At 71.0% G+C, this 21519-nt stretch carries 18 protein-coding genes; 12 read left to right on the top strand and 6 right to left on the bottom strand.

Annotated features, from left to right (window positions below; all coding sequences use genetic code 11):
- Positions 1 to 6 precede the first annotated feature (6 nt).
- Positions 7 to 1821, bottom strand: coding sequence for an aspartate--tRNA ligase (gene aspS, locus GGE06_RS15745; protein ID WP_116160076.1), 1815 nt, complete (start codon positions 1819 to 1821; stop codon positions 7 to 9).
- 169 nt (positions 1822 to 1990) lie between these two features.
- On the opposite strand from aspS, the gene GGE06_RS15750 reads away from it, so the two are divergent.
- Positions 1991 to 4114, top strand: coding sequence for a SpoIIE family protein phosphatase (locus GGE06_RS15750; RefSeq protein WP_116160075.1), 2124 nt, complete (start codon positions 1991 to 1993; stop codon positions 4112 to 4114).
- A gap of 97 nt (positions 4115 to 4211) precedes the next feature.
- A complete protein-coding gene (locus GGE06_RS15755; RefSeq protein WP_184931095.1) occupies positions 4212 to 5027 on the top strand; it encodes an MBL fold metallo-hydrolase in 816 nt (271 codons plus the stop codon).
- On the opposite strand, the gene GGE06_RS15760 is transcribed toward GGE06_RS15755, so the two are convergent.
- From GGE06_RS15760 to GGE06_RS15770, 3 genes are all read right to left on the bottom strand, one after another.
- On the bottom strand, positions 5024 to 6079 hold the full coding sequence (locus tag GGE06_RS15760; protein WP_116160073.1) for an AI-2E family transporter: 1056 nt from the start codon (positions 6077 to 6079) through the stop codon (positions 5024 to 5026). The two genes, GGE06_RS15755 and GGE06_RS15760, sit on opposite strands and share 4 nt — an antisense overlap.
- Before the next feature lie 83 nt (positions 6080 to 6162).
- Positions 6163 to 7125 carry a pirin family protein gene (locus GGE06_RS15765; protein WP_184931096.1) on the bottom strand — a complete coding sequence of 321 codons (963 nt, stop codon included), beginning with the start codon at positions 7123 to 7125 and terminating at the stop codon, positions 6163 to 6165.
- 125 nt (positions 7126 to 7250) lie between these two features.
- Positions 7251 to 7769: an SseB family protein gene (locus GGE06_RS15770; RefSeq protein ID WP_116160071.1), complete on the bottom strand. Its 519-nt coding sequence runs from the start codon at positions 7767 to 7769 to the stop codon at positions 7251 to 7253.
- Positions 7770 to 7896: 127 nt separating this feature from the next.
- Here GGE06_RS15770 and GGE06_RS15775 point away from each other — a divergent pair, with 127 nt between their 5' ends.
- The 6 genes from GGE06_RS15775 (at position 7897) to GGE06_RS15800 (ending at position 14742) form a co-directional block, all read left to right on the top strand.
- On the top strand, positions 7897 to 8334 hold the full coding sequence (locus tag GGE06_RS15775; RefSeq protein WP_147321085.1) for a hypothetical protein: 438 nt from the start codon (positions 7897 to 7899) through the stop codon (positions 8332 to 8334).
- A gap of 6 nt (positions 8335 to 8340) precedes the next feature.
- Positions 8341 to 10122, top strand: coding sequence for an alpha/beta hydrolase (locus GGE06_RS15780; protein ID WP_184931097.1), 1782 nt, complete (start codon positions 8341 to 8343; stop codon positions 10120 to 10122).
- Positions 10122 to 10724 carry a hypothetical protein gene (locus tag GGE06_RS15785; protein ID WP_116160068.1) on the top strand — a complete coding sequence of 201 codons (603 nt, stop codon included), beginning with the start codon at positions 10122 to 10124 and terminating at the stop codon, positions 10722 to 10724. The genes GGE06_RS15780 and GGE06_RS15785 overlap by 1 nt, the downstream gene beginning before the upstream one ends.
- A 229-nt stretch (positions 10725 to 10953) precedes the next feature.
- Positions 10954 to 12783, top strand: a complete 1830-nt coding sequence (locus GGE06_RS15790) for an acyl-CoA dehydrogenase (RefSeq protein ID WP_116160067.1) — start codon at positions 10954 to 10956, stop codon at positions 12781 to 12783.
- 273 nt (positions 12784 to 13056) lie between these two features.
- Positions 13057 to 14364 carry a M18 family aminopeptidase gene (locus GGE06_RS15795; RefSeq protein ID WP_116160066.1) on the top strand — a complete coding sequence of 436 codons (1308 nt, stop codon included), beginning with the start codon at positions 13057 to 13059 and terminating at the stop codon, positions 14362 to 14364.
- Positions 14365 to 14418: 54 nt separating this feature from the next.
- Complete coding sequence (locus GGE06_RS15800) at positions 14419 to 14742, top strand: hypothetical protein (protein WP_116160065.1); 324 nt, start codon at positions 14419 to 14421, stop codon at positions 14740 to 14742.
- Between the two features lie 11 nt (positions 14743 to 14753).
- Here GGE06_RS15800 and GGE06_RS15805 read toward each other — a convergent pair whose 3' ends face one another.
- Positions 14754 to 16556, bottom strand: coding sequence for an NHL domain-containing thioredoxin family protein (locus GGE06_RS15805; RefSeq protein WP_184931098.1), 1803 nt, complete (start codon positions 16554 to 16556; stop codon positions 14754 to 14756).
- A 53-nt stretch (positions 16557 to 16609) separates the two neighbouring features.
- The gene (locus GGE06_RS15810) at positions 16610 to 18046 is read right to left on the bottom strand and encodes a recombinase family protein (protein ID WP_184931099.1); all 1437 of its coding nucleotides are present in this window, start codon (positions 18044 to 18046) and stop codon (positions 16610 to 16612) included.
- A 236-nt stretch (positions 18047 to 18282) separates the two neighbouring features.
- Between GGE06_RS15810 and GGE06_RS15815 the strand changes: the two genes are divergently transcribed.
- From GGE06_RS15815 to GGE06_RS15830, 4 genes are all read left to right on the top strand, one after another.
- Positions 18283 to 19644 (top strand): CLIPPER-2 domain-containing protein, encoded by a 1362-nt coding sequence (locus tag GGE06_RS15815; RefSeq protein ID WP_184931100.1) that lies wholly within the window; start codon positions 18283 to 18285, stop codon positions 19642 to 19644.
- Between the two features lie 2 nt (positions 19645 to 19646).
- Positions 19647 to 20396: a bestrophin-like domain gene (locus tag GGE06_RS15820; protein ID WP_184931101.1), complete on the top strand. Its 750-nt coding sequence runs from the start codon at positions 19647 to 19649 to the stop codon at positions 20394 to 20396.
- 41 nt (positions 20397 to 20437) lie between these two features.
- Positions 20438 to 20929 carry an LURP-one-related/scramblase family protein gene (locus GGE06_RS15825; protein ID WP_116160060.1) on the top strand — a complete coding sequence of 164 codons (492 nt, stop codon included), beginning with the start codon at positions 20438 to 20440 and terminating at the stop codon, positions 20927 to 20929.
- Positions 20930 to 21109: 180 nt separating this feature from the next.
- Positions 21110 to 21487 carry a hypothetical protein gene (locus GGE06_RS15830; protein ID WP_246532583.1) on the top strand — a complete coding sequence of 126 codons (378 nt, stop codon included), beginning with the start codon at positions 21110 to 21112 and terminating at the stop codon, positions 21485 to 21487.
- The last annotated feature ends 32 nt before the right edge of the window (positions 21488 to 21519 follow it).

Below are 21519 nucleotides of genomic sequence, written 5' to 3' on the forward strand. Positions count from 1 at the left end.
GGGGGCTTAGCGGCCCGCCTCCGGGTGGACCGACTCCGTCACCGGGCGGTCCTCCGTCTTCTTCTCGACCGGCTTGCGGAGCTGGATGTTCAGTTCGCGCAGGCGGGACTCGTCGAGTTCCGTCGGGGCGCCCATCAGGAGGTCCTGGGCGTTGCCGTTCAGCGGGAAGGCGATCGTCTCGCGGATGTTGGGCTCGTCGGCGAGGAGCATGACGATGCGGTCGACGCCCGGGGCGATGCCGCCGTGCGGCGGGGCGCCGTACTCGAAGGCGCGGAGCATGCCGGCGAACTCGGACTCGACGGTCTCGCGGGAGTAGCCCGCGATCTCGAAGGCCTTGAACATGATCTCGGGCTCGTGGTTCCGGATGGCGCCGGAGGAGAGCTCGATGCCGTTGCAGACGATGTCGTACTGCCAGCCGAGGACGTCCAGCGGGTCCTGGGTCTCCAGGGCCTCGAGGCCGCCCTGCGGCATGGAGAACGGGTTGTGCGAGAAGTCGATCTTGCCGGTCTCCTCGTCCCGCTCGTACATCGGGAAGTCGACGATCCACGCGAAGCGGAAGACGTTCTCCTCGAACTGGCCGGCGCGCTTGGCGGCCTCGACCCGGACCGGGCCCATGATCTTGGAGACCTCGTCGAACTCGCCCGCGCCGAAGAAGATCGCGTGGCCGGGAGCCAGGCCGAGGCGCTCGGTGAGGACCTTGACGTTCTCCTCGGTGAGGAACTTGGCGATGGGGCCGGTGAGGGCGTTCTCCTCGCCCACGCGGACCCAGGCCAGGCCCTTCGCGCCCAGGGAGACCGCGAAGTCGCCGAGGGAGTCGAAGAACTTGCGCGGCTGGTCGCCGGTGTTCGGGACGGCGAGCGCGCGGACGTGCTTGCCGGCGAAGGCCTTGAACTCGGACGCCTCGAAGACGTCGGAGATGTCGACCAGTTCGAGGTCGGTGCGCAGGTCCGGCTTGTCGTTGCCGTACTTGAGCATCGACTCGCGGAACGGGATGCGCGGGAACGGCGAGGTGACGTGGCGGCCGCCGCCGAACTCCTCGAAGAGCTCCGTCATGAGCTTCTCGATCGGCTGGAAGACGTCCTCCTGCTCGACGAAGCTCATCTCGACGTCGAGCTGGTAGAACTCGCCCGGGGAGCGGTCGGCGCGGGCGTCCTCGTCGCGGAAGCAGGGCGCGATCTGGAAGTACCGGTCGAAGCCGGAGATCATCAGCAGCTGCTTGAACTGCTGCGGCGCCTGCGGCAGCGCGTAGAACTTGCCCGGGTTCAGGCGGGACGGGACGACGAAGTCGCGGGCGCCCTCGGGGGAGGTCGCGGCGAGGATCGGGGTCGCCATCTCGTTGAAGCCGAGGGCCACCATCTTGGAGCGGATGGAGGCGATGACGGCGGAGCGCAGCATGATGTTGCGGTGCATGCGCTCGCGGCGCAGGTCGAGGAAGCGGTACTCCAGGCGCCGCTCCTCGTTGACACCGTCGTCGGTGTTGATGGTGAAGGGGATCTGCTTGGCGGCGCCGAGGACCTCGACCTCGGCGGCCTCGATCTCGATCTCGCCGGTCGGCAGCTCGGGGTTGACGTTCTCCGTGCCGCGGGAGACGACCTTGCCGTCCACGCGGACGACGGTCTCCTTCGTCAGCTTGTCGAGAACCTCGGCGGCGGGGGTGCCGGGCCGGGCGACGAGCTGCGTGATGCCGTAGTGGTCGCGCAGATCGATGAAGAGGATGCCGCCCAGGTCGCGCCGATTGTGCAGCCAGCCGCTCAGCCGGACGTCGGTGCCGACGTCAGAGGCGCGGAGCTCGCCGCAGGTGTGGGACCTGTACCGATGCATCGTCGTTCATCCAGTCTTCGGGATCTTGGGGTCGGCGGCTGCCTTGTGGCCCCTGTCACAGATGTCACAGGACACGAGGGCAGACCCACCCAGAGTACCGGCCGGTCCAAGATCGCATTTCGAATAGTGTCGGTGGCGACCTGCTGTCCGATATTCATAAAGTGGGGCAATGCGCACCGAGGACGTCCTGGCCGCGATCGCGACCGGCCTGTGGCGCTGGGACAACGCGTCCGGGATCGTCTCGCTCGACGCCGAGGCCGCCCGGCTGCTCGGGCTGCCCGCCGAGCCCGTGCGGCTCACCGAGGCGGCGGTGCGGTCGCGTTTTCACCCGGTCGACTGGAACGAGATCGACGGGGTGGTCAACCTCGCCGTCGCCGAGGGCACCCTCGCGGAGGCCCGGCTGCGGATCATGGACGAGCACGGACGGGTGATCCGTACCGTACGGAGCAGGTCGAAGCCGCTCATCGAGGGCAACGACTACCAGTTGGTCGGCACGCTCCAGGAGGTCGCCGAGCAGCAGCCGGGCACCGCCGCCCGCACCCCCATCACCGGCGACTGGCGCCGCTCCCGCGAGGCCTTCCTGCTCGACGCGGGGCGGGCGCTCGCCGAGGCGCGGTCGACGGCCGAGGTGCTGCGCGTGGCGGCCTCGCTGTCCATGCCCGGTTTCTCGCCGGACGGGCTCGCGGTCTTCGGCGTGGCGGGCGAGCGGCTGACGGTGATCGGGCACCACGGGCACAGCGAGGGCGACGAGGGGCCGTTCACGTCGATGTCGCTGGACACCGACTATCCGGCGGCGGAGGTCGCGCGGACCGGGCGGGCGATCTATCTGCCGACGCCGGAGGAGTACCTGCGGCGGTTTCCCATGACCTGGCCGCTCGCGCAGCGGTTCGGGCGCCAGTCCTGGGCCTTCGTGCCGCTCGTCGTCGCCGGTCGGACGATGGGTGCCTGGATGGCGGCCTTCAAGCACCCGGTGGCGTTCACGCCCGACGAGCGGTCCGTGCTGACGACGGTCGCGCGGATGCTCGCGCAGGCGCTCGCACGCGCGGGCGTGGCCGAGTCCGAGCGCGAGCTGTCGCTCGGACTCCAGCGGACGATGATGCCGGTCCTCGGGCCCGGCATCCCCGGCATCCGGGTCGCCGCGCGGTACGTGCCGACCGGCGGCGGGCTCCAGGTCGGCGGCGACTGGTACGACATGATCCGGCTGCCCGGCGGCTCCTCCCGCACCGGCCAGCCCGGCACGGGCCGGATCGCGCTCGTCATCGGGGACGTGCAGGGGCACGACGTGCGGGCGGCCGGCCTCATGGGACAGCTGCGGATCGCCCTCCGCGCGTACGCCTCCGAGGGCCACCGTCCCGACGCGGTCCTCGCGCGCGCGTCCCGCTTCCTGTACGGGATCACGGACGGGGACGACGGGGACGGGAACGGCGGCGGTCCGCGTTTCGCGACCTGTCTCTACCTGGAGGTCGACCTGGAGACGGGGATCGTCGACATCGCGCGCGCGGGGCATCCGGATCCGGCGGTACGGATGAACGACGGAACGGTTCTGCTCCGGCCCACCGCCGGGGGGTTGCCGCTCGGCATCGACCCCGACACCGACTACCCCACCACCCGGCTCACCCTGGAGCCCGGCGAGACCCTCATGATCTGCACCGACGGGCTCCTGGAGACCGGCGGGCACGACCTGGACAGCGGCTGGGAGCGCGTACGGGAGCTCCTGGAGTCCCATGACGGCGACGACCTGGAGCGGCTCGCCGACGCGCTCGTGGAGGCCGTCCACGGGCCCGGCTCGCACCACACGACGGGGCCGCTCGCCGACCGCCGGGAGGACGACATCGCGGTGCTCCTGCTGTCCCGCCGGCCCGCCGGCACCGTCCGGGAGGCCCCGCGCCGCACCCTGATGACCATCGCCCAGGCCGAACCGGAACGGATCGCCGAGGCCCGCGAGCAGGTCCGGCAGCTGCTGCACGACTGGTCGGACGAGGACCAGCTCGACGCGGCGGTCCTGATGGTCTCCGAGATGGTCACGAACGTCCTCGTCCACACGGACGGCGACGCGCTCCTCGTCGCGGAGGTCGCGTGCGGCGAGAAGACGCGGCGGCTGCGGGTCGAGGTCTCCGACGGCAGCGACGAACTGCCGCACAAGCGGCACCCGGGGGAGATGGCGTCCAGCGGGCGGGGCCTGGTCCTGATGGAGATGCTGGCGGACGCGTGGGGGGTGGATCCGCGGGGCGAGGGCAAGGCGATCTGGTTCGAACTGAACGAGCCGGGGTCGGAGGGCGGCTGCTGTCGGTAGCCGCCCCGTTGTGGGCAGTCGTTCCGCCGGGACGATTGCCCACACGGGGCGCAGACTGGTTCCAGGCGGTCGCGTGTGGGGGAGCACGGAGTGCGTCATGGACACCCACAAGGTCGGCAGCGACACCACGGTGATCGCCGACAGTCTCGACGTTCCGGGCGTCGGGCACCTCCCCGTCAACGCCTACGTCCTCACCGCCGCCGAGCCCGTGGTCGTCGACACCGGGCTCTCGGTCGAGGACCGTGACTTCGTCGCCGCGCTCGGCGGGGTCGTGGAGCCGGCCGACGTGCGCTGGATCTGGCTGACGCACCCCGACCGGGACCACACGGGCGGGATCTTCGACCTGCTCGACGCGGCGCCACGCGCGCGCGTGGTCACGACGTTCATCGGTTTCGGCATCATGTCGACCGAGCGGGCGCTGCCCATGGACCGGGTGTACTTCCTCAACCCGGGCCAGTCCCTCGACGTCGGGGACCGGACGCTGCACGGCTTCCGGCCGCCGCTCTACGACAACCCGGCGACCGTCGGCTTCTACGACGACCGGACCCGGATCTGCTTCAGCTCGGACTGCTTCGGCGGGCCGATGCCGAGCGCCGAGCTCGCCGAGAGCGGGCACGCGAGCGATCTGAAGCCGGAGGAGCTGCGGCGGGCGCAGCTGCTGTGGGCGACGATCGACAGCCCGTGGGTGCAGCTGGTGGACCCGGGGAGGTACCGGGCTTCGCTCGAACCGCTGCGGGCGATGAACCCGGAGATCGTGCTGTGCACGCATCTGCCGCCGGCCGTGCGGATGACGGACCGGATGCTGGAGACGCTCGCCGCCGCGCCGGACGCGAACCCGTTCGTGGGTCCCGACCAGGCGGCGCTCGAACAGCTTCTGGCCTCGTTCGAGCGCGGTGGTCTGACGCCGGCCTAACCGTCCGCGGCGGCGCTTCCGTACCGCGTCCTCAGTTCCCCCAGGATCCCGGTCGCCGCGGCCGTCAGCGGGACGGCGAGGAGCATGCCCAGGATGCCCGCGACGGACGCGCCGGCGGTGATCGCGAGCATGACCACGGCCGGGTGCATCTGGACGGTCCGGCTCTGGACGAGGGGCTGGAGGACGTTCCCCTCGATGACCTGGACGGCGAGGACGACGCCGAGCGTCCACAGCGCGATGACGAAGCCGCGGTCGGCGAGGGCGACGAGGACGGCGATCGCGCCGGAGAGGAAGGCGCCGAGGTACGGGATGTAGGCGGTGACGAAGACGAGCGCGGCGAGGCCCACCGCGCCGGGCACGTCGAGGATGACGAGGCCGATGCCGATGAGGACGGCGTCGACGAGGGCGACGACGGTGGTGCCGCGCATGAAGCCCTCGACGGCCTCGAAGGCGCGGCGGGCCATGGCCTCGACGAGGTCGCCGGTGGCGCGGGGCGCGAGGGCGCGCAGGGCGCCGGCGGCCCGGTCGGAGTCCTTGAGGAAGAAGAAGATCAGGAGGAGCGCGAGGACGGCGGTGGCGAGCATCTGGCCGACGACGCTGAGCCCGCTGATGACGCCGGACGCGGCGGTGCCGCCGAACTCCCTGAGGAGTTTCTCGGCGTTCCTGGCGAGGTCGTCGAGGGAGGTGCCGGCCGCGCCGAGGTGGTCGGCGATGTCGGAGGCGGCCTGCCGGAGCGAGGCGATGATCTGGTCGCCGGTGTCGATGAGGGCGACGACGACGATGTACGTGGCGCCGCCGACGACCACGAGGACGGCGGCGACGGTGAGCGCGGCGGCGAGGCCCTTGCGGACCTTCATCAGCACCAGGCGCCGGTAGAGCGGCCCGAGGAGGGCGGTGCCGAGGATCGCGAGGAGGACGGGGGTGACGGCCGTCTTGAATTCGACGCAGAGCCAGATGAAGACGGCGGCGACCCCGGCGGCGAGCAGCAGGACGACGCACCAGGCGGCGAACCGGCGGACGGGTTCGGGGAGGAGCGGTGTCTGCGTCTGCACCCGTCCACCGGATCACGCCCGTCGGCGTGTCGTCGCACGCTGACGGGCCGTCCGGGTGACGGCCCGTCAGCGGACGGTACGGACTACTCGCCCATCCCGTGGACCGCCGGGATCGTGCCGAGGCGGCCCGCCTGGAAGTCCTCGAAGGCCTGGCGGAGTTCGGCCTGGGTGTTCATGACGAACGGGCCGTAGTGCGCCATGGGCTCGCGGATCGGCTGTCCGCCGAGGAGCACGACCTCCAGGTCGGGGGTGTTCCCGTCCTGCTTCTCGTCGGCGCGGACGGTGAGCGCGCCGCCCTTGCCGAAGACGGCGGTCTGCCCGGTGTGGATGGGCCGGCGGTCGGTGCCGACGGTGCCGCGGCCGGCGAGCACGTACGCGAGGCCGTTGAAGTCCTCGCGCCAGGGCAGGTTGATCTCGGCGCCGGGGCGCAGGGTGGCGTGGATCATCGTGATCGGGGTGTGGGTGATGCCGGGGCCCTCGTGGCCGTCGAGCTCGCCGGCGATGACGCGGAGCAGCGCGCCGCCGTCGGGGGAGGTGAGGAGCTGGACCTGGCGGCCGCGGATGTCCTGGTAGCGGGGGGCCATCATCTTGTCGCTCGCGGGCAGGTTCACCCACAGCTGGAGGCCGTGGAAGAGGCCGCCGCTGACGACGAGGGACTCCGGCGGGGCCTCGATGTGGAGGAGGCCGGAGCCGGCGGTCATCCACTGGGTGTCGCCGTTGGTGATGGTGCCGCCGCCGCCGTTGGAGTCCTGGTGGTCGAAGGTCCCGTCGATGATGTAGGTGACGGTCTCGAAGCCGCGGTGGGGATGCCAGGGCGTGCCCTTGGGCTCTCCGGGCGCGTACTCCACCTCACCCATCTGGTCCATCATGATGAACGGGTCGAGGTACTGGTAGTTGATCCCGGCGAACGCGCGGCGCACCGGGAATCCCTCGCCCTCGAAGCCCGAGGGGGCCGTGGTGACGGCGAGCACGGGGCGGGAGACGGCGTCGGCGGTGGCGGCGACGCGCGGCAGGGTGAGCGGGTTCTCGACAGTCACAGCGGGCATGACCGGACCTCCTAGGTGCGACCTTGTACGTCCACTTTAGTTGAACGCTGAACTTTCTACCACCTGGAACGCGAAACGCCCGGGAGGAATTCCTCCCGGGCGTCCCCACGTACCTCCAGCGTCCGTCAGCCGTACATCCGCCGCATCGCGAAGTCGACCATCTGCTCCACGGCCTTCGCGTCGAAGACCATGCGGTGGTCGCCCTCCATGTCGAGCACGAAGCCGTAGCCCGTCGGCAGCAGGTCGATCACCTCGGCGCCGGTGATCACGAAGTACTTCGACTCCTTGCCCGCGTACCGCCGCAGCTCCTTCAGCGAGGTGAACATCGGGATCACCGGCTGCTGGGTGTTGTGCAGGGCGAGGAAGCCCGGGTTGTCGCCGCGCGGGCAGTAGACCTTCGAGGTCGCGAAGATCTGCTGGAAGTCCTCGGGGGCCAGGGTGCCGGTCGTGAAGGCGCGCACGGCGTCCGCGAGGGAGGGCGGCGAGGGCTCCGGGTACAGCGGGGGCTGCTGCTGGGCGTACCCGCCCTGCATGCCGCCCGGCATACCGGCCTGCATCCCGGCCTGCGGCGGCGCGTACTGCCCCTGCTGGGGCGGGGGCGCGTACTGCTGCTGGGCACCCGGATTCTGGTCGTAGCCGTACATGAGGCCCAGACTATCGACCGGCGGGCCGCCGGGGCAGGCGCATCGGCGCCTCTCGCACGTTTCTTCGCACCGCACTCCCTCTCTTGCTAGGTTCGCGGAAGCAATCCGGCCACCACGGGGGTGACAGATGGCGCTCAACGCCAAATGGCAGGAAATCATCGGAGAACAACCCGCGGCGATGAGCCTCGCGGGGCTCCCCGCCCCCGAAGGGGGAGGCGGCGGCGACCTCAAGGCCGACGTCGGCCCCTGGCACAGCGCCGGAAACACCGCGGGCGAGCTGCGGACCTCCACCTCGAACTCGGTCACCGACCTGGACACGGCCAACGAGGGCGTCACCGGCTCCACCGCCGGCTTCGACTCCTCCGCCGCGCTCACCGAGATCCTCGGCACCTGGAAGACCCGCGTCTCCGCCGTCCGTGACGAGTGCGGCCGGCTCGAAGGCGCCCTCAAGGCCGCCGGACGGGACTTCGGCGAGCGCGAGGAGGACACCCGGCAGAAGGTGGCCGCCGAGGGCGCCCGGCAGTCGGGCCCCTCCGATCAGCCCGGCCAGAAGAAGGAGGGCTGATCCCGCATGCCCACCTGGCAGCAACTGCGCGACGTGAAGCTGAGCGAGTACACCGACGCCGCCGACGGCTGGGGCAAGGTCAGCTCCCGCGCCAACGCGGACAAGGACCGCGTGGACAACGGCATGTTCGCCAAGATCCACGACACCCAGAAGGGCGAGGCGGCGAGCAGGGCGGGCGGCGACGTCCAGCAGCTCTCCCGCAACTACCAGTACCTGCACACCGAGTGCGGCCTGATCCGTACGGCGCTCAACGGGCTCGCGGCCGAACTCGCCGCCCCGCAGAAGAAGCTGAAGCAGGCCCTCGAAGACGCGGAGAACCTGAAGTTCACCGTGAACGCCGACGGGACGGTGACCTACCCGACCCAGTCGTCCGTCCTCGCCCCGGGCAACAACACCGCGCACGACGGCGCCCCCATCCCCTACCTCCCCGGCAAGGCCGAGGGCATCGGCAGCGCCGACGCCAACAAGGGCAAGGCCGAGGACATCGCCCAGCGCATCGGCGACGCCGTCCGGGAGGCCGCCGAGATCGACGGCCGCTACGCCGGCGTCCTGCGCAAGCTCAAGGCCGAGCCCGGCCTCACCGTCAGCGACGAGACCCTCGTGGACGCCGCCAAGGACACCAAGGCGATGCAGGACGCCGCCGGCAAGTACGCCGACGACGACAAGATCCCCCACGGCAAGTCCCCCAAGGAGAACGCCGACTGGTGGAACGGCCTCACCCAGGAGCAGCGCGACGAGTACGCGACGCTCTACCCGGCATCCGTCGGCTCCCTGGACGGCCTGCCGTCGTCGGTCCGCGACGACGCCAACCGCATGGTGTTCGCGGAGACCCGGGCGCAGATCCAGACGGACCTGAACAAGCCCGCGCCGAACCAGTACATCCCGAACCCGAGCGGCTCCTACCCGGCGGTCGTCGTCAGTCCCGAGTACCGGGAGTGGCAGAAGAACCAGGAGACGCTGAAGAACCAGCTCAAGGGCATCGAATCGATCCAGGCCCGCTTCGACGCCACGGGCAAGGAGGGCCTCCCCGAGGCCTACCTCCTCGGGTACGACAAGAACGGCATCGGCCGGGCGATCATCGCCAACGGCAACCCCGACACCGCCGACCACACCGCCGTCTACGTGCCGGGCACGACGACGAACCTCAACGACTTCGACGACAACATCTCGCGGATGACGGAGACGTGGCTGGAGACCCAGAAGTGGGCGCCGGGCGAGAAGGTCTCCACCATCACCTGGTTCGGCTACGAGGCTCCGCACTCCATCGCCCCCGACGCCATGCAGAAGGGCTGGGCGCACGACGGCTCCCCCAAACTGCTCCAGTTCATGGACGGCCTGGAGACCGTGCAGGGCGGCGCCGACAAGAGCCACACCACGATCATCGGACACAGCTACGGCTCCACGGTCGTCGGCGACGCCTCCAACCGGGGCCATCTCGCGGCCGACGACATCGTCGCCGTCGGCAGCCCCGGCATGCTGACCGGCAAGGCCGAGGACCTGGACGTCGACAAGGGCCACGTCTGGTCCGAGGCGGCGTGGAACGACGTCGTGCCCGCGGGCGGCAAGGTGGCCGGGCTCGGCGGCTACACGTGGGGCGTCGAGACCTGGAACGGCATCCCGTTCAACGCCGGGTACGTGCAGACCGTGCCCTCCGACGAACTGTTCGGCGCCCACCGGATGGACGTGGACACCAGCGGACACAGCGACTACTGGACACGGGACTCGGAGAGTCTCAAGAACCAGTCGAAGGTCGTGGCAGGCGCGTACGACAAGGTGAACGAGGATTGATGAACCCCAGCGACCACCCCACCAGCACTCATGCGGCGACGATCTCGCGACGACGCCGCACCCGGCGCCCGGCCGCGCTCGGCGCCCTCCTCCTCTGCCTCACCACCCTCGCGACGGGATGCAGCACCATGAACGACGCGGACGACCTCGGCTACACCCCCACGACCCTCGACGTCGAGGATGCCCGGACGCGGACCAAGGAGATCTCCAGCGAGATCTTCGACCTGATCGGGCTGCCCCAGGGCAAGACGACCCCGGGCGGCGCGGGTGCCTCCAGGTGCAAGGAGGACCCTGAGCACCTCTTCTCGGTCCGCCACCCGTGGTCCCTGTACGACGTCTCCGAGGACGAGCTGAAGCAGGGCTTCGAACGGCTCCACCAGGCGCTGCCCGCCAAGGGGTGGAAGATCGTCTCGTACGGCCCCAACAACAGCAGGGCCAAGTCCCTCGAACTCACGGCGGACAAGGTGAACGAGCACTTCGCCGTCAACGCCGAGCTGTGGGTCGGCAGCAAGGACCCGAAGAAGAAGAACCTGATCGGCATCACCGTCGTCTCCGGCTGCTTCCGCGCCCCGGAGGGAACCGATCTCACTCATCTGTACTGAGGGCGTGCGGGAGACGTACCGGCCGTACGCTCCGCGAGAGGGGCCCGGGGCACATGCCCCGGGCCCCTTTTCGTGCGGCTCGTGTCACAGATGGCCGGATAGGGGTTGCCCTTATTACCGGTGGGTAGCATCATCGTAGAGAAGTGTTGGCTACTCGCCGGTAGTACGAGCACCAGCACGCGCGCGTATCAGGACATCCGCCTCCCCGAGCCTTTACGGAGCCGTCGCCATGGGGCACTACAAGTCGAATCTCCGCGACATCGAGTTCAACCTCTTCGAGGTCCTCGGCCGCGACAAGGTGTACGGCACCGGGCCGTTCGAGGAGATGGACGTCGAGACCGCCAAGAGCATCCTCGACGAGATCCGCCGCCTCGCCGAGAACGAGCTCGCGGAGTCCTTCGCCGACGCCGACCGCAACCCGCCGGTCTTCGACCCGGAGACCAACACGGCCCCGGTCCCGGCCACCTTCAAGAAGTCGTACAACGCCTTCATGGAGTCCGAGTACTGGCGCCTGGGCATCCCGGAGGAGATCGGCGGCACCGTCTCCCCCCGCTCCCTGATCTGGGCCTACGCGGAGCTGCTGCTCGGCTCGAACCCGGCCATCTGGATGTACTCCTCCGGCCCGGCCTTCGCCGGCATCCTCTACAACGAGGGCAACGAGGCGCAGAAGAAGGTCGCGCAGATCGCCGTCGAGAAGCGCTGGGGCTCCACCATGGTCCTCACCGAGCCCGACGCGGGCTCGGACGTCGGCGCCGGCCGCACCAAGGCCATCCAGCAGGAGGACGGCTCCTGGCACATCGAGGGCGTCAAGCGCTTCATCACCTCCGGTGAGCACGACATGGAGGAGAACATCCTCCACTACGTCCTCGCCCGCCCCGAGGGCGCCGGCCCCGGCACCAAGGGCCTGAGCCTCTTCCTCGTCCCGAAGTACGAGTTCGACTGGGAGACCGGCGAGCTGGGCGCCCGCAACGGCGTCTACGCCACGAACGTCGAGCACAAGATGGGCCTCAAGGCCTCCAACACGTGCGAGATGACCTTCGGCGACCAGCACCCCGCCAAGGGCTGGCTGATCGGCGACAAGCACGACGGCATCCGCCAGATGTTCCTCATCATCGAGTTCGCCCGCATGATGGTCGGCACGAAGGCGATCTCCACCCTCTCCACGGGCTACCTCAACGCCCTGGAGTACGCCAAGGAGCGCGTCCAGGGCACCGACCTGGCCAACTTCATGGACAAGGCCGCGCCCAAGGTCACCATCACGCACCACCCCGACGTCCGCCGCTCGCTCATGACGCAGAAGGCGTACGCCGAGGGCATGCGCTCCCTCGTCCTCTACACGGCCTCCGTGCAGGACTCGATCGCGGTCAAGGAAGCGGCCGGCGAGGACGCGAAGGCCCTGCACGGCCTGAACGACCTGCTGCTCCCGATCGTGAAGGGCTACGGCTCCGAGAAGGGCTACGAGCAGCTCGCGCAGTCGCTCCAGACCTTCGGCGGCTCCGGCTTCCTGCAGGAGTACCCGATCGAGCAGTACATCCGGGACGCCAAGATCGACACCCTCTACGAGGGCACCACGGCCATCCAGGGCCAGGACTTCTTCTTCCGCAAGATCGTCCGCGACCAGGGCGCCTCCCTGAACGCGCTGTCCGAGGAGATCAAGAAGTTCCTCGCGGTCGGCACCGGCGGCGAGGAGCTGGCCGGCGCCCGCGACGCGCTCGCCAAGGCGGCCGTCGACCTGGAGGGCATCGTCGGCAAGATGATCACCGACCTCACCGCCACCGGCGAGGACGTCAAGAACATCTACAAGGTCGGCCTCAACACCACCCGCCTGCTGCTCGCCTCCGGCGACGTCGTCGTCGGCTACCTGCTCCTCAAGGGTGCGGCCGTCGCCGCCGAGAAGCTGGCCGAGGGCGCCACCGGCAAGGACGTCGCCTTCTACCAGGGCAAGATCGCGGCCGCGAAGTTCTTCGCCGCCAACGTCCTGCCCGGCGTCTCCGCCGAGCGCGCGCTTGCCGAGGCCGTCGACGGCTCGCTCATGGACCTGGACGAGGCCGCGTTCTAAGACGCGCCACGTCCTGAAGGAACGGCCCGTCCCCGGGGAGGGGGGCGGGCCGTTCCTGCGCTCGGGACGGGGCGGGGTCGTCCGTACGGCCCGTCCGGGGGGCGGGCCGTACGGACGAGCAGGAACGGAGGCGGGCGGTGTCCCGGACAGGGACGGGCAGTGTCCCAGGGGGCGTCCCGAACGCGGGCTGGTGATGTCCCGGGTGCTGTCCCGGCGGTGTCCCCATTTCCGGGGTCTCGTATTCGAATTCCGGTCTCTGCGTAAGGTGACCCCATGAGCAGCGCAGCTTCCCGTCCCACCGCCGGCCCCTTCGACCGCGGCCACACCGACGACCTGATGGCCTTTCTGACGGCCTCCCCCTCGCCGTACCACGCGGTGGCGAGCGCGGCCGAGCGGCTCGAGAAGGTCGGCTTCCGCCGCGTCGAGGAGACCGCGGCCTGGGACGGTACGCACGGCGGGAAGTACGTGATCCGCGGCGGCGCGATCATCGCCTGGTACGTGCCGGAGGGCGCCTCCGCCCACACCCCGTACCGGATCGTCGGCGCCCACACCGACTCCCCCAACCTGCGCGTCAAGCCGCAGCCCGACATGGGCGCGCAGGGCTGGCGCCAGGTCGCCGTCGAGATCTACGGCGGGACCCTGCTCAACACCTGGCTCGACCGCGACCTCGGCCTCGCCGGCCGCCTCACCCTCCGCGACGGCAGCCACCACCTCGTCAACGTCGACCGGCCGCTGCTGCGCGTCCCGCAGCTCGCGATCCACCTCGACCGCCAGGTCAACGACGGCCTCAAGCTCGACCGCCAGCGCCACATGCAGCCCATCTGGGGCATCGGACAGGTCCACGAGGGCGACCTCATCGAGTTCGTCGCCGCCGAGGCCGGCGTCGACGCCGAGGACGTCACCGGCTGGGACCTCATGGTCCACGCCGTCGACGCGCCCGCGTACCTCGGCCGCGACCGGGAACTCCTCGCCGGCCCGCGCATGGACAACCTGCTGTCCGTGCACGCCGCCACCGCCGCGCTCGCCTCCCTCGCGGGCCGCGACGACCTCCCGTACATCCCGGTCCTCGCCGCCTTCGACCACGAGGAGAACGGCTCCGAGGCCGACACCGGCGCCCAGGGCCCCCTCCTCGGCAACGTCCTGGAGCGCTCGGTCTACGCCCGCGGCGGCTCCTACGAGGACCGGGCCCGCGCCTTCGCCGGCACCGTCTGCCTCTCCTCCGACACCGGCCACGCCGTCCACCCCAACTACGCCGAGCGCCACGACCCGACGCACCACCCGCGCGTCAACGGCGGCCCGATCCTCAAGGTGAACGTCAACCAGCGGTACGCCACCGACGGCAGCGGCCGCGCGGTCTTCGCCGCCGCCTGCGAGAAGGCGGGGGTGCCCTGGCAGTCCTTCGTCTCCAGCAACGACATGCCCTGCGGCACCACGATCGGCCCCATCACGGCGGCCCGGCACGGCATCTCGACGGTCGACATCGGCGTCGCGATCCTCTCGATGCACAGCGCCCGCGAACTCTGCGGCGCGGACGACCCGTTCCTCCTCGCGAACGCGCTGGTGGCGTTCCTGGAGGGCTGAGGTCCTCCTCTCGCGAAACATCCGCGAAAGGCCCCGACTGGCAGCGTCCTCCTCATGGAACGTCATGAGGGGCCGCCCCGGGGGAAGTTCGTCACCGTCCTCGCCGCCGCCGTGGTGCTCGCCACGGCGGCGGGCGGAGCCGTGATCGCGCGCTACGACGAACGACCCCCGTGGGGCACGGACATCGCCTACGAGGGCGGATACCTCCAGGCCGTCCGGATCGTGAAGTGGCGCCCCCTGCGCGAGGGCGAGTGCGCCGACATGGAGCGCCAGGGGATGGGCGGCGAGCGGGCCGTGCACGATCCGGCGGCGTGGGTGGAGGGGTGCCTGGACGGGGCCGCGGGGCGCCCGTCCAGGAACCAGGGAATCGTCCGCTGACCGCCGTCTGACTACCCGTCCATACCGGCGAGGATCAACGGCAGCCGGGTCACGCCCGCCTCAGTGACCTTCACAGGGACGCCCCAGTCCTGCTGGTGGACGTGGCAGGCCGGGTACTCGTTGGCGGGGTCGTCGTCGCAGGACGCGGCCATCGCGGAGACGTGCAGCACGCCCTCGGTGATCTCCGGGTCGAGGTCCAGCTCCCGGAAGAGGTCGGTCCCGGTCCCCTCGCCGCCGCGCAGCAGCTCCGGCGGGGTGGAGGAGACGAGGAGCCGGGTCGAGGGGCCGTAGCGCTCGTCCAGCTTCTGCCCGGTCGGGGCCTGGAAGACGACGTCGAGCCGGAGCCGGCCGGGGGCGATCTCGGTGGCCTCGCGCTGCGTCCGGTAGGCGGCGGACTCGACCTGGACGGCCTCCTCGGGCAGCCGCAGCCGGGTCAGCCGGTGCCGGGCGGACTCGACGACCACGATGTCGCCGCCGACGAGGACCGCGTCGCTGGGCTCGCGCAGATCGGTGGCGAGGGTGGTGACCTCGCCGGTGGCGGGGTCGAAGCGGCGCAGGGCGTGGTTGTACGTGTCGGAGACGGCGACCGAACCGTCGGGCAGGGCGGTCACGCCGAGCGGGTGCTGGAAGAGCGCCTGGTCGGCGGCGCCGTCACGGTGCCCGAAGTCGAAGAGCCCGGTGCCGACGGCGGTGTGCACGACGCCTTCGGCGTCGACGTACCGCAGGGCGCTGGTCTCGGAGTCGGCGATCCAGAGCCGGTCCTCGGTGGCCGCGAGCCCGGACGGCTGGGCGAACCAGGCCTCGGCGACGGGCCCGTCGACGAGCCCCTCGTTGGTGGTCCCGGCCGCGACCTGGACGGTCCCGGTCTCCGGGTCGTACGTCCACAGCTGGTGCACACCGGCCATGGCGATCCACACCTTGCCCTGCCACCAGGCGACGTCCCACGGCGAGGACAGGTCGACGTCGAGCGCGGGGCCGGAGGTCGGGGACCCCTGCCACCACTGCTTCCCGGTGCCGGCGACGAGCTCGACGGCCCCGGTCCCGGGGTCGTACGTGCGCAGGGCGTGGTTCACGGTGTCGGCGACGACGACCTTGCCGTCCGGGAGCAGGGCGAGCCCCTGCGGCTCCCGGAACACCCCCTCGCCGATGCGCCGCACGACGGTCTCGCCGTCCTCGGCGAGCTCGACGAGCTGGTGCCGGGTGGTGTCGGAGACGAGGAAGTTCCCGTTGCCGAGGACCACGGCCTTCCCGGGAAAGCGCAGATCGGTCGCGACGGGCTCGGGCGCCACGTACGGCCCGTCGCCGCGCCGCAGCGTCCCCTTGGCCTCGTGCTCGGCCTCCAGCTCCTCGACGAGCGTCCGGATCGCGTTGGCGTGCCCCTCACCGGCGTGCTGGGCGACGACGTACCCCTCGGGGTCGATCACGACGAGCGTCGGCCAGGCCCGCACGGCGTACTGCTTCCAGGTCGCGAGCTCCGGGTCGTCGAGCACGGGGTGGTGCACCTCGTACCGCTCGACGGCATCGACGACGGCCTGGTGCTCGGCCTCGTGCACGAACTTCGGCGAATGCACCCCGACGATCACGAGCGTGTCGCGGTGCTTCTCCTCCAGGTCCCGCAGCTCGTCGAGGACGTGCAGGCAGTTCACACAGCAAAATGTCCAAAAATCAACTACAACGACTTTCCCCCGGAGGTCGGCGAGGGTGAGTTCCTTGCCTCCGGTGTTGAGCCAGCCGCCCTTGCCGATCAGCTCGGGGGCGCGGACACGGGCACGGCGGCGGGGCGCGGGGGTGGGCGCCGGGGCGGCATCGTTCATGCTTCAAGCTTGCCATCCGCCCATGAACGCGAGGTCACGGCGGTGTGGAGCGCCTACCGGGCAGCGCCCGTGTCCGCAGGCTCCGCCCAGCGGATCCGGATGCGCTGTTCCGGGACGATCCGGTGCCCTCGTGCTCCCTTGCTCACCTCGACCCGGTCGATCGCGAGCGACAACCGATCGCGCCGGTCTTCGTTCGTCGCGTTCTCCCACGCGTCACACAGGGCGCGCGCGCCAAGCATCGGGGAACCGCCCACGGAGGGCATGGGGAGCGCGTGGAGACGATTCCGAAGCTCCTCGACGCGCCCTTTCAAGTGCTCCGAAAGCCGGTTGTAGCGTTCGACGGCGGCCGCGCCGGCGAACTCCCCACGGACATGGCGTGCGTCCTCCAGGTCGGCCAAGCGGGCTTCCTGGTCCTGGATCTCGGCAGTGAGCGCGTCGCGCTTCGCACAGGTCTCCGGGTCCGCGCGGTGGGCCCGACGGTCGGCGATGACGACGAGCAGCGGATCACCGGGCTCCAGCGCGGGAATCTTCGTGAGGAACTGTCGGGTCACGTAGTCGTCCACGGTCGCAGCCAGCGCCGACGCCCCGACGCACCGGTTGCCCGCACGGCGCGCCATGCGCTGGTAGCTGCCGCCGACACAGTGCATCCGACGACCGCAGCCGGGCACCGCGCAGTGGACGAGCCCGGTGAGAAGCGCGGGCCCGACAGGGTTCGGCCGTCGCTTCCCCGCGTGCGCGAACGTTCTGGATTCCAGCGTGCGGATGATCTGTTCACGCTCCCCGACCGTGATGGTCCCCTCTCCGATCGCGACCGTGTCGAGGGTCTCGGGATCGCGGTACGGGAAGACCCTGCCCGTGTGCCTCCGCTCACCGTCGCCCGTCTCCACCGTCTCGGTCTCCGGCATCAGACCGGCGAACGCCGGGGACCGCAGGAGCTGCATGACGCTGGCCGCGTTCCACTGCCCGCCCCTGGGCGCCGGGATCTCGGGGTCGACAAGCAGCCCGTACGGTGGCTGTCCGCCGATCCACCGGCCCTTGCTGCGCAGATGGCGCTTGGCATGACCGACGCGCGTGCCGAGGTTCGTCGACTCGGACCGGGCGAGCTCCGCGAGCATGGCGACGGCCTTGCGTGCCGAGCGGTTCGAGGTGTCGAGACCGTCCACGACCGAGACGAGACGGCCTCCGGCCTTCTCGATGCCGTCCAGCACCTTGCCCACCTGGCCGATGCCCTTGCGGGACAGGCGGTCCAGTTTCCAGACGATCAGCGTGTCGACGACACCTGCGGTGACGGCCGCCAGCGCGGCGTCGAAGCCCTTGCGCTCCACGGCCTTGTAGCCGGAACGGCCTCTGTCCGTGTGGACCTTGCGAACGGTCAGTCCGTTGCGCTCGGCCCAGGCACGGCAGTCGGCCTCCTGGCGTTCGATCGCGGTCTTGCCGTCCCGGTCGAGGGACACGCGCAGGTAAAGGTCGCAGATCGTCTCTTGATGCATGCGCCCAGCGTGATGAAGGGATCGGCCCCCTGTCGCAGTTCTTCATGGAACAGGGGGACAGGGGGACAGGCGACAGAAACAGGTTTCTCGGTATATGGGGAGCGTGCCGTACGGGTGGAAAGTGGGGGCCGGGTGGGGGGCCGGGGCGTGTCCTGGGTGGGGGTGGGGTGGGGGCGGGCGATGGCATGGGGCGCATGACGCGTGTGGGCAGATCATCGGACTATTACCTCCGTCGGGTGAGCGGTGGACTGCTGATGGCGGTGCTGCTCGTCCTGCCCGGGGGCGTCGCCCGGGCCGGGGGCGTCGGAGACGGGGCGCTGCGGATGACCGTGACCGTGGACGGGCGCGCCGGCACCGCGGAGCGGCCACCGGCGGTACGGGTCGGGGCTCAGGTCGTGAAGCGGTACCGGCTGGTCAACCGGGGTGAGGCCCATCTGTACGGGGTACGGGTCGTCGACCCCGGTGTGCCCGCCGGGGCCGTGTCCTGCCCCCGGCGGCCGCTCGCCGCGCTCGGGGAGGTCGAGTGCGTGGCCCGTTTCCGCGCGCTGCCCGGCGTGCACCTCGCCACCGCGCGGGCCCAGGGGGACATCCCGTCCCTCGGGCGGACGATCGGTGCCGTCGCCCGCTCCGGGTACTCCGGGGTCGCCGGGGGGCTCACGCTCACCGAACGGGTCTCCCCCACGGGCGGGCGCGCCGTCATCACGTACGTCGTGAGCAATACGGGCAACCTCGCCCTCCATGGCGTACGCGTCGCCGACACCGCCCTGCGGCTCGGGGCCGTGGACTGCGGCCGGGGCGGCATCGCCAGGCTCGTCCCCGGGGCCTCCGCGCGCTGCACGGCCACCGTCCGGCTCCCGCCGGGCACCCATCGCAGTACCGGGCTCGCCACCGGCAGCGACCGGGTCCCGACCTATGACGCCTTCGGCGACCTCGTACCCGCGCCCACGGTCACCACGCGTTCCTCCGCCACCTTCACCGTCGCCGCGCCCCGGGCGGCGGCGGCCGGTGGGGGGAGGGGTGGCGGTGCGGGGAGTGGTGCGGGTGGGGCTTCCGCGGGGGCTGGGGCTTCCGCGGGGGCTGGGACTTCTGCGGGGGCCCGTGGGGCGGCGGGGAGTAGTGGTGCCCGGGGTGCGGGGGCGGGCGCTGGGGGTGTCGGGGGTGCTGGGTCGGCGAGAGCTTCCGGGGCTTCCGGGGCTTCTGGGGTCGCCGGGGCTGCTGGTGCTCCCGGGACCTCCGGGGCTGCTGGGACTGCTGGGACCGCCGGCGCCTCCGGGGTCGGGGCCGGGGCTTCCTCGCTCTCTGGGGTCGCCCCGCAGGCCGCCCCGTCCTCCGTGCCCCGATCCGCACCCCCCTCCCCTCCGGGTGCCGCCCCTCCCGTCGGTCGCGAGACCGTCCCCGGGCCCCCCACCCCGCCCCGGACCGACCTCGGTACCGCACAGCGGCCCCGCGTCCAGGCCGTGCCGGACAACGAGGGGCTCTTCGGGCGGTTGCGGCGGCGGGCCCGGGAGGCCCATGAGTTCGGGGTCGTCGCGATGTTGCTGCTGCTCCTGATCCCGGCGGCCCTCGCGGCCGCCCTGCTCGGCAACCGGGGGAACTGACCGTGGCCTTGCTCGAAACGCTCGTCGTCGTCCTCGGCGTCGCGGCCGTCGCCGCGCTCGCCGTCGTCGCCAAGACCCGGCTCTTTCCGGCCGACGAGAACGAGGAACCGCGGGAGGACGTCGCCGAGTACATCGCCATGATGGTCTCGGTCCTCTATGCGGTGGTGCTCGGGCTCTGCCTGGTGTCCGTCTGGGACACCCGCTCCGACGCCGCCGACAACGTCCAGGCCGAGGCCAGCGCGCTGCACCAGACGTACCTCCTCGCGGACGCGCTCCCCGCCGCCCGGCGGCAGCCCCTGCGGGACGCGGCCCGTGCCTACGCCGATCACGTCGTCGGCGTCGAATGGCCGGCGATGGCGGAGCGCGAACCGCTCGGTCCGTCCGGCTGGCAGCTGCTCGAACGGCTCCGGCAGGCGGGCCAGGTGGGGGACTCGGCCAAGGTGCCGGAGCAGATCGCCGCCCAGGAGGTGCTGGCCCAGATCGGCTACGTCGACGACGCGCGCCGGGGCCGGGAGGCGGCGGCACAGGAGCGGCTCTCCCCCGTGCTGTGGACGGGCCTGCTCATCGGCGGCGCGCTGACGCTGGCGTTCATGTTCCTCTTCGGGATCAAGAGGAGTACGACCCATGTGGTCATGGTGATGGGTCTTTCCGGGTTCATCGCCTTCACCGTGCTGCTGATCCACCAGCTCGACTCGCCGTTCGGCGCGACGCTCGGCGCGACCCCGGACCCGTTCACCCGCTACTTCGGGTGAGAGACGGGTGAGGGGAGGGACGAGCGGGGAAGGCATACGGCGTGAAATATCTCGTACGGGACAAGATGTTCGCGATCGGCGACGACTACTGGATCGAGGACGAGCAGGGCCGCCACGCCTTCCTCGTCGACGGCAAGGCCCTGCGGCTGCGCGACACCCTGGAGCTGAAGGACCCCGACGGGCAGATCCTCGTGACCCTGCGGCAGAAGATGTTCAGCCTCCGGGACGCGATGACGATCGAGCGGGACGAGCGGCCGCTCGCGACGGTGCGCCGCAAGCGGCTCTCGCTGCTGCGCAACCACTACCGGGTGACGCTCGTCGACGGCACCGGACTGGACGTCAGCGGCCGGATCCTGGACCGGGAGTTCACCGTCGAGTACGAGGGCGAACTCCTGGCCCACATCTCCCGGCAGTGGTTCCACGTCCGCGAGACGTACGCGGTGAACGTGGTCCGGGAGGACGCGGACGCGGCGCTGCAGATCGCGATCGCCGTGTGCGTCATCCGGATGGCGGAGCGGGAGCGGGAGGACTAGGGGGTCGACCCGGCTTCGCCGGAGCCTGTTCCAGGACCTTGCGCCCCACGCGTCACCACGCAAACATACGATGCACCTGCAAAGGCACAAGCATTCGTTTCATGGGGGCGTTGGGCTATGGGCTTTGACGAGGAATGGGCCGGTATACGGACCTCCGCATCTGAACAGGGCGCCGTCGGCATGCGGTTGAACCAGCTCGACGGCGGGGGCGGCGGAGGCTCCGCCGGCGGTTCGCCCGATCTCGCCACCGCACCAGCAAAGAAGAAGGCCGCGGCGAACACGATCGAGAACGAGCTGGAGCCGAACACCGGCAAGGCCGCCAAGTGGGCGGACTCCGCCACCACGGCGGCCGTCGCCGGTTTCGCCGGCTGGGCGACCGCGGCCGGCCTGAAGACCGTCGAGACCACCTGGGACAAGCAGGTCAGGACGCTCCTCGCCCGGCTCGCCTCCGAGAAGACCGCCCTGCGCGGCACGGCGCTCTCCTTCAGCGGCCAGGAGCTCGACACCCGCGCGCGGATCGCGGGCGTCCGGCCGGCCTCGAGCATCACACAGTACTGAGGGGGGGGCGGACCGACCGTGCTGACGTACGC

The organism is Streptomyces nymphaeiformis (genome assembly GCF_014203895.1).
GTDB classification, from domain to species: domain Bacteria; phylum Actinomycetota; class Actinomycetes; order Streptomycetales; family Streptomycetaceae; genus Streptomyces; species Streptomyces nymphaeiformis.

What these genes read in the sequence shown, in the direction of transcription:
- aspS (WP_116160076.1), bottom strand. Translation starts at nt 1,821, where the DNA reads ATGCATCGGTACAGGTCCCACACCTGCGGCGAGCTCCGCGCCTCTGAC.
- GGE06_RS15750 (WP_116160075.1), top strand. Translation starts at nt 1,991, where the DNA reads ATGCGCACCGAGGACGTCCTGGCCGCGATCGCGACCGGCCTGTGGCGC.
- GGE06_RS15755 (WP_184931095.1), top strand. Translation starts at nt 4,212, where the DNA reads ATGGACACCCACAAGGTCGGCAGCGACACCACGGTGATCGCCGACAGT.
- GGE06_RS15765 (WP_184931096.1), bottom strand. Translation starts at nt 7,125, where the DNA reads ATGCCCGCTGTGACTGTCGAGAACCCGCTCACCCTGCCGCGCGTCGCC.
- GGE06_RS15770 (WP_116160071.1), bottom strand. Translation starts at nt 7,769, where the DNA reads ATGTACGGCTACGACCAGAATCCGGGTGCCCAGCAGCAGTACGCGCCC.
- GGE06_RS15775 (WP_147321085.1), top strand. Translation starts at nt 7,897, where the DNA reads ATGGCGCTCAACGCCAAATGGCAGGAAATCATCGGAGAACAACCCGCG.
- GGE06_RS15780 (WP_184931097.1), top strand. Translation starts at nt 8,341, where the DNA reads ATGCCCACCTGGCAGCAACTGCGCGACGTGAAGCTGAGCGAGTACACC.
- GGE06_RS15785 (WP_116160068.1), top strand. Translation starts at nt 10,122, where the DNA reads ATGAACCCCAGCGACCACCCCACCAGCACTCATGCGGCGACGATCTCG.
- GGE06_RS15790 (WP_116160067.1), top strand. Translation starts at nt 10,954, where the DNA reads ATGGGGCACTACAAGTCGAATCTCCGCGACATCGAGTTCAACCTCTTC.
- GGE06_RS15795 (WP_116160066.1), top strand. Translation starts at nt 13,057, where the DNA reads ATGAGCAGCGCAGCTTCCCGTCCCACCGCCGGCCCCTTCGACCGCGGC.
- GGE06_RS15800 (WP_116160065.1), top strand. Translation starts at nt 14,419, where the DNA reads ATGGAACGTCATGAGGGGCCGCCCCGGGGGAAGTTCGTCACCGTCCTC.
- GGE06_RS15805 (WP_184931098.1), bottom strand. Translation starts at nt 16,556, where the DNA reads ATGAACGATGCCGCCCCGGCGCCCACCCCCGCGCCCCGCCGCCGTGCC.
- GGE06_RS15810 (WP_184931099.1), bottom strand. Translation starts at nt 18,046, where the DNA reads ATGCATCAAGAGACGATCTGCGACCTTTACCTGCGCGTGTCCCTCGAC.
- GGE06_RS15830 (WP_246532583.1), top strand. Translation starts at nt 21,110, where the DNA reads ATGCGGTTGAACCAGCTCGACGGCGGGGGCGGCGGAGGCTCCGCCGGC.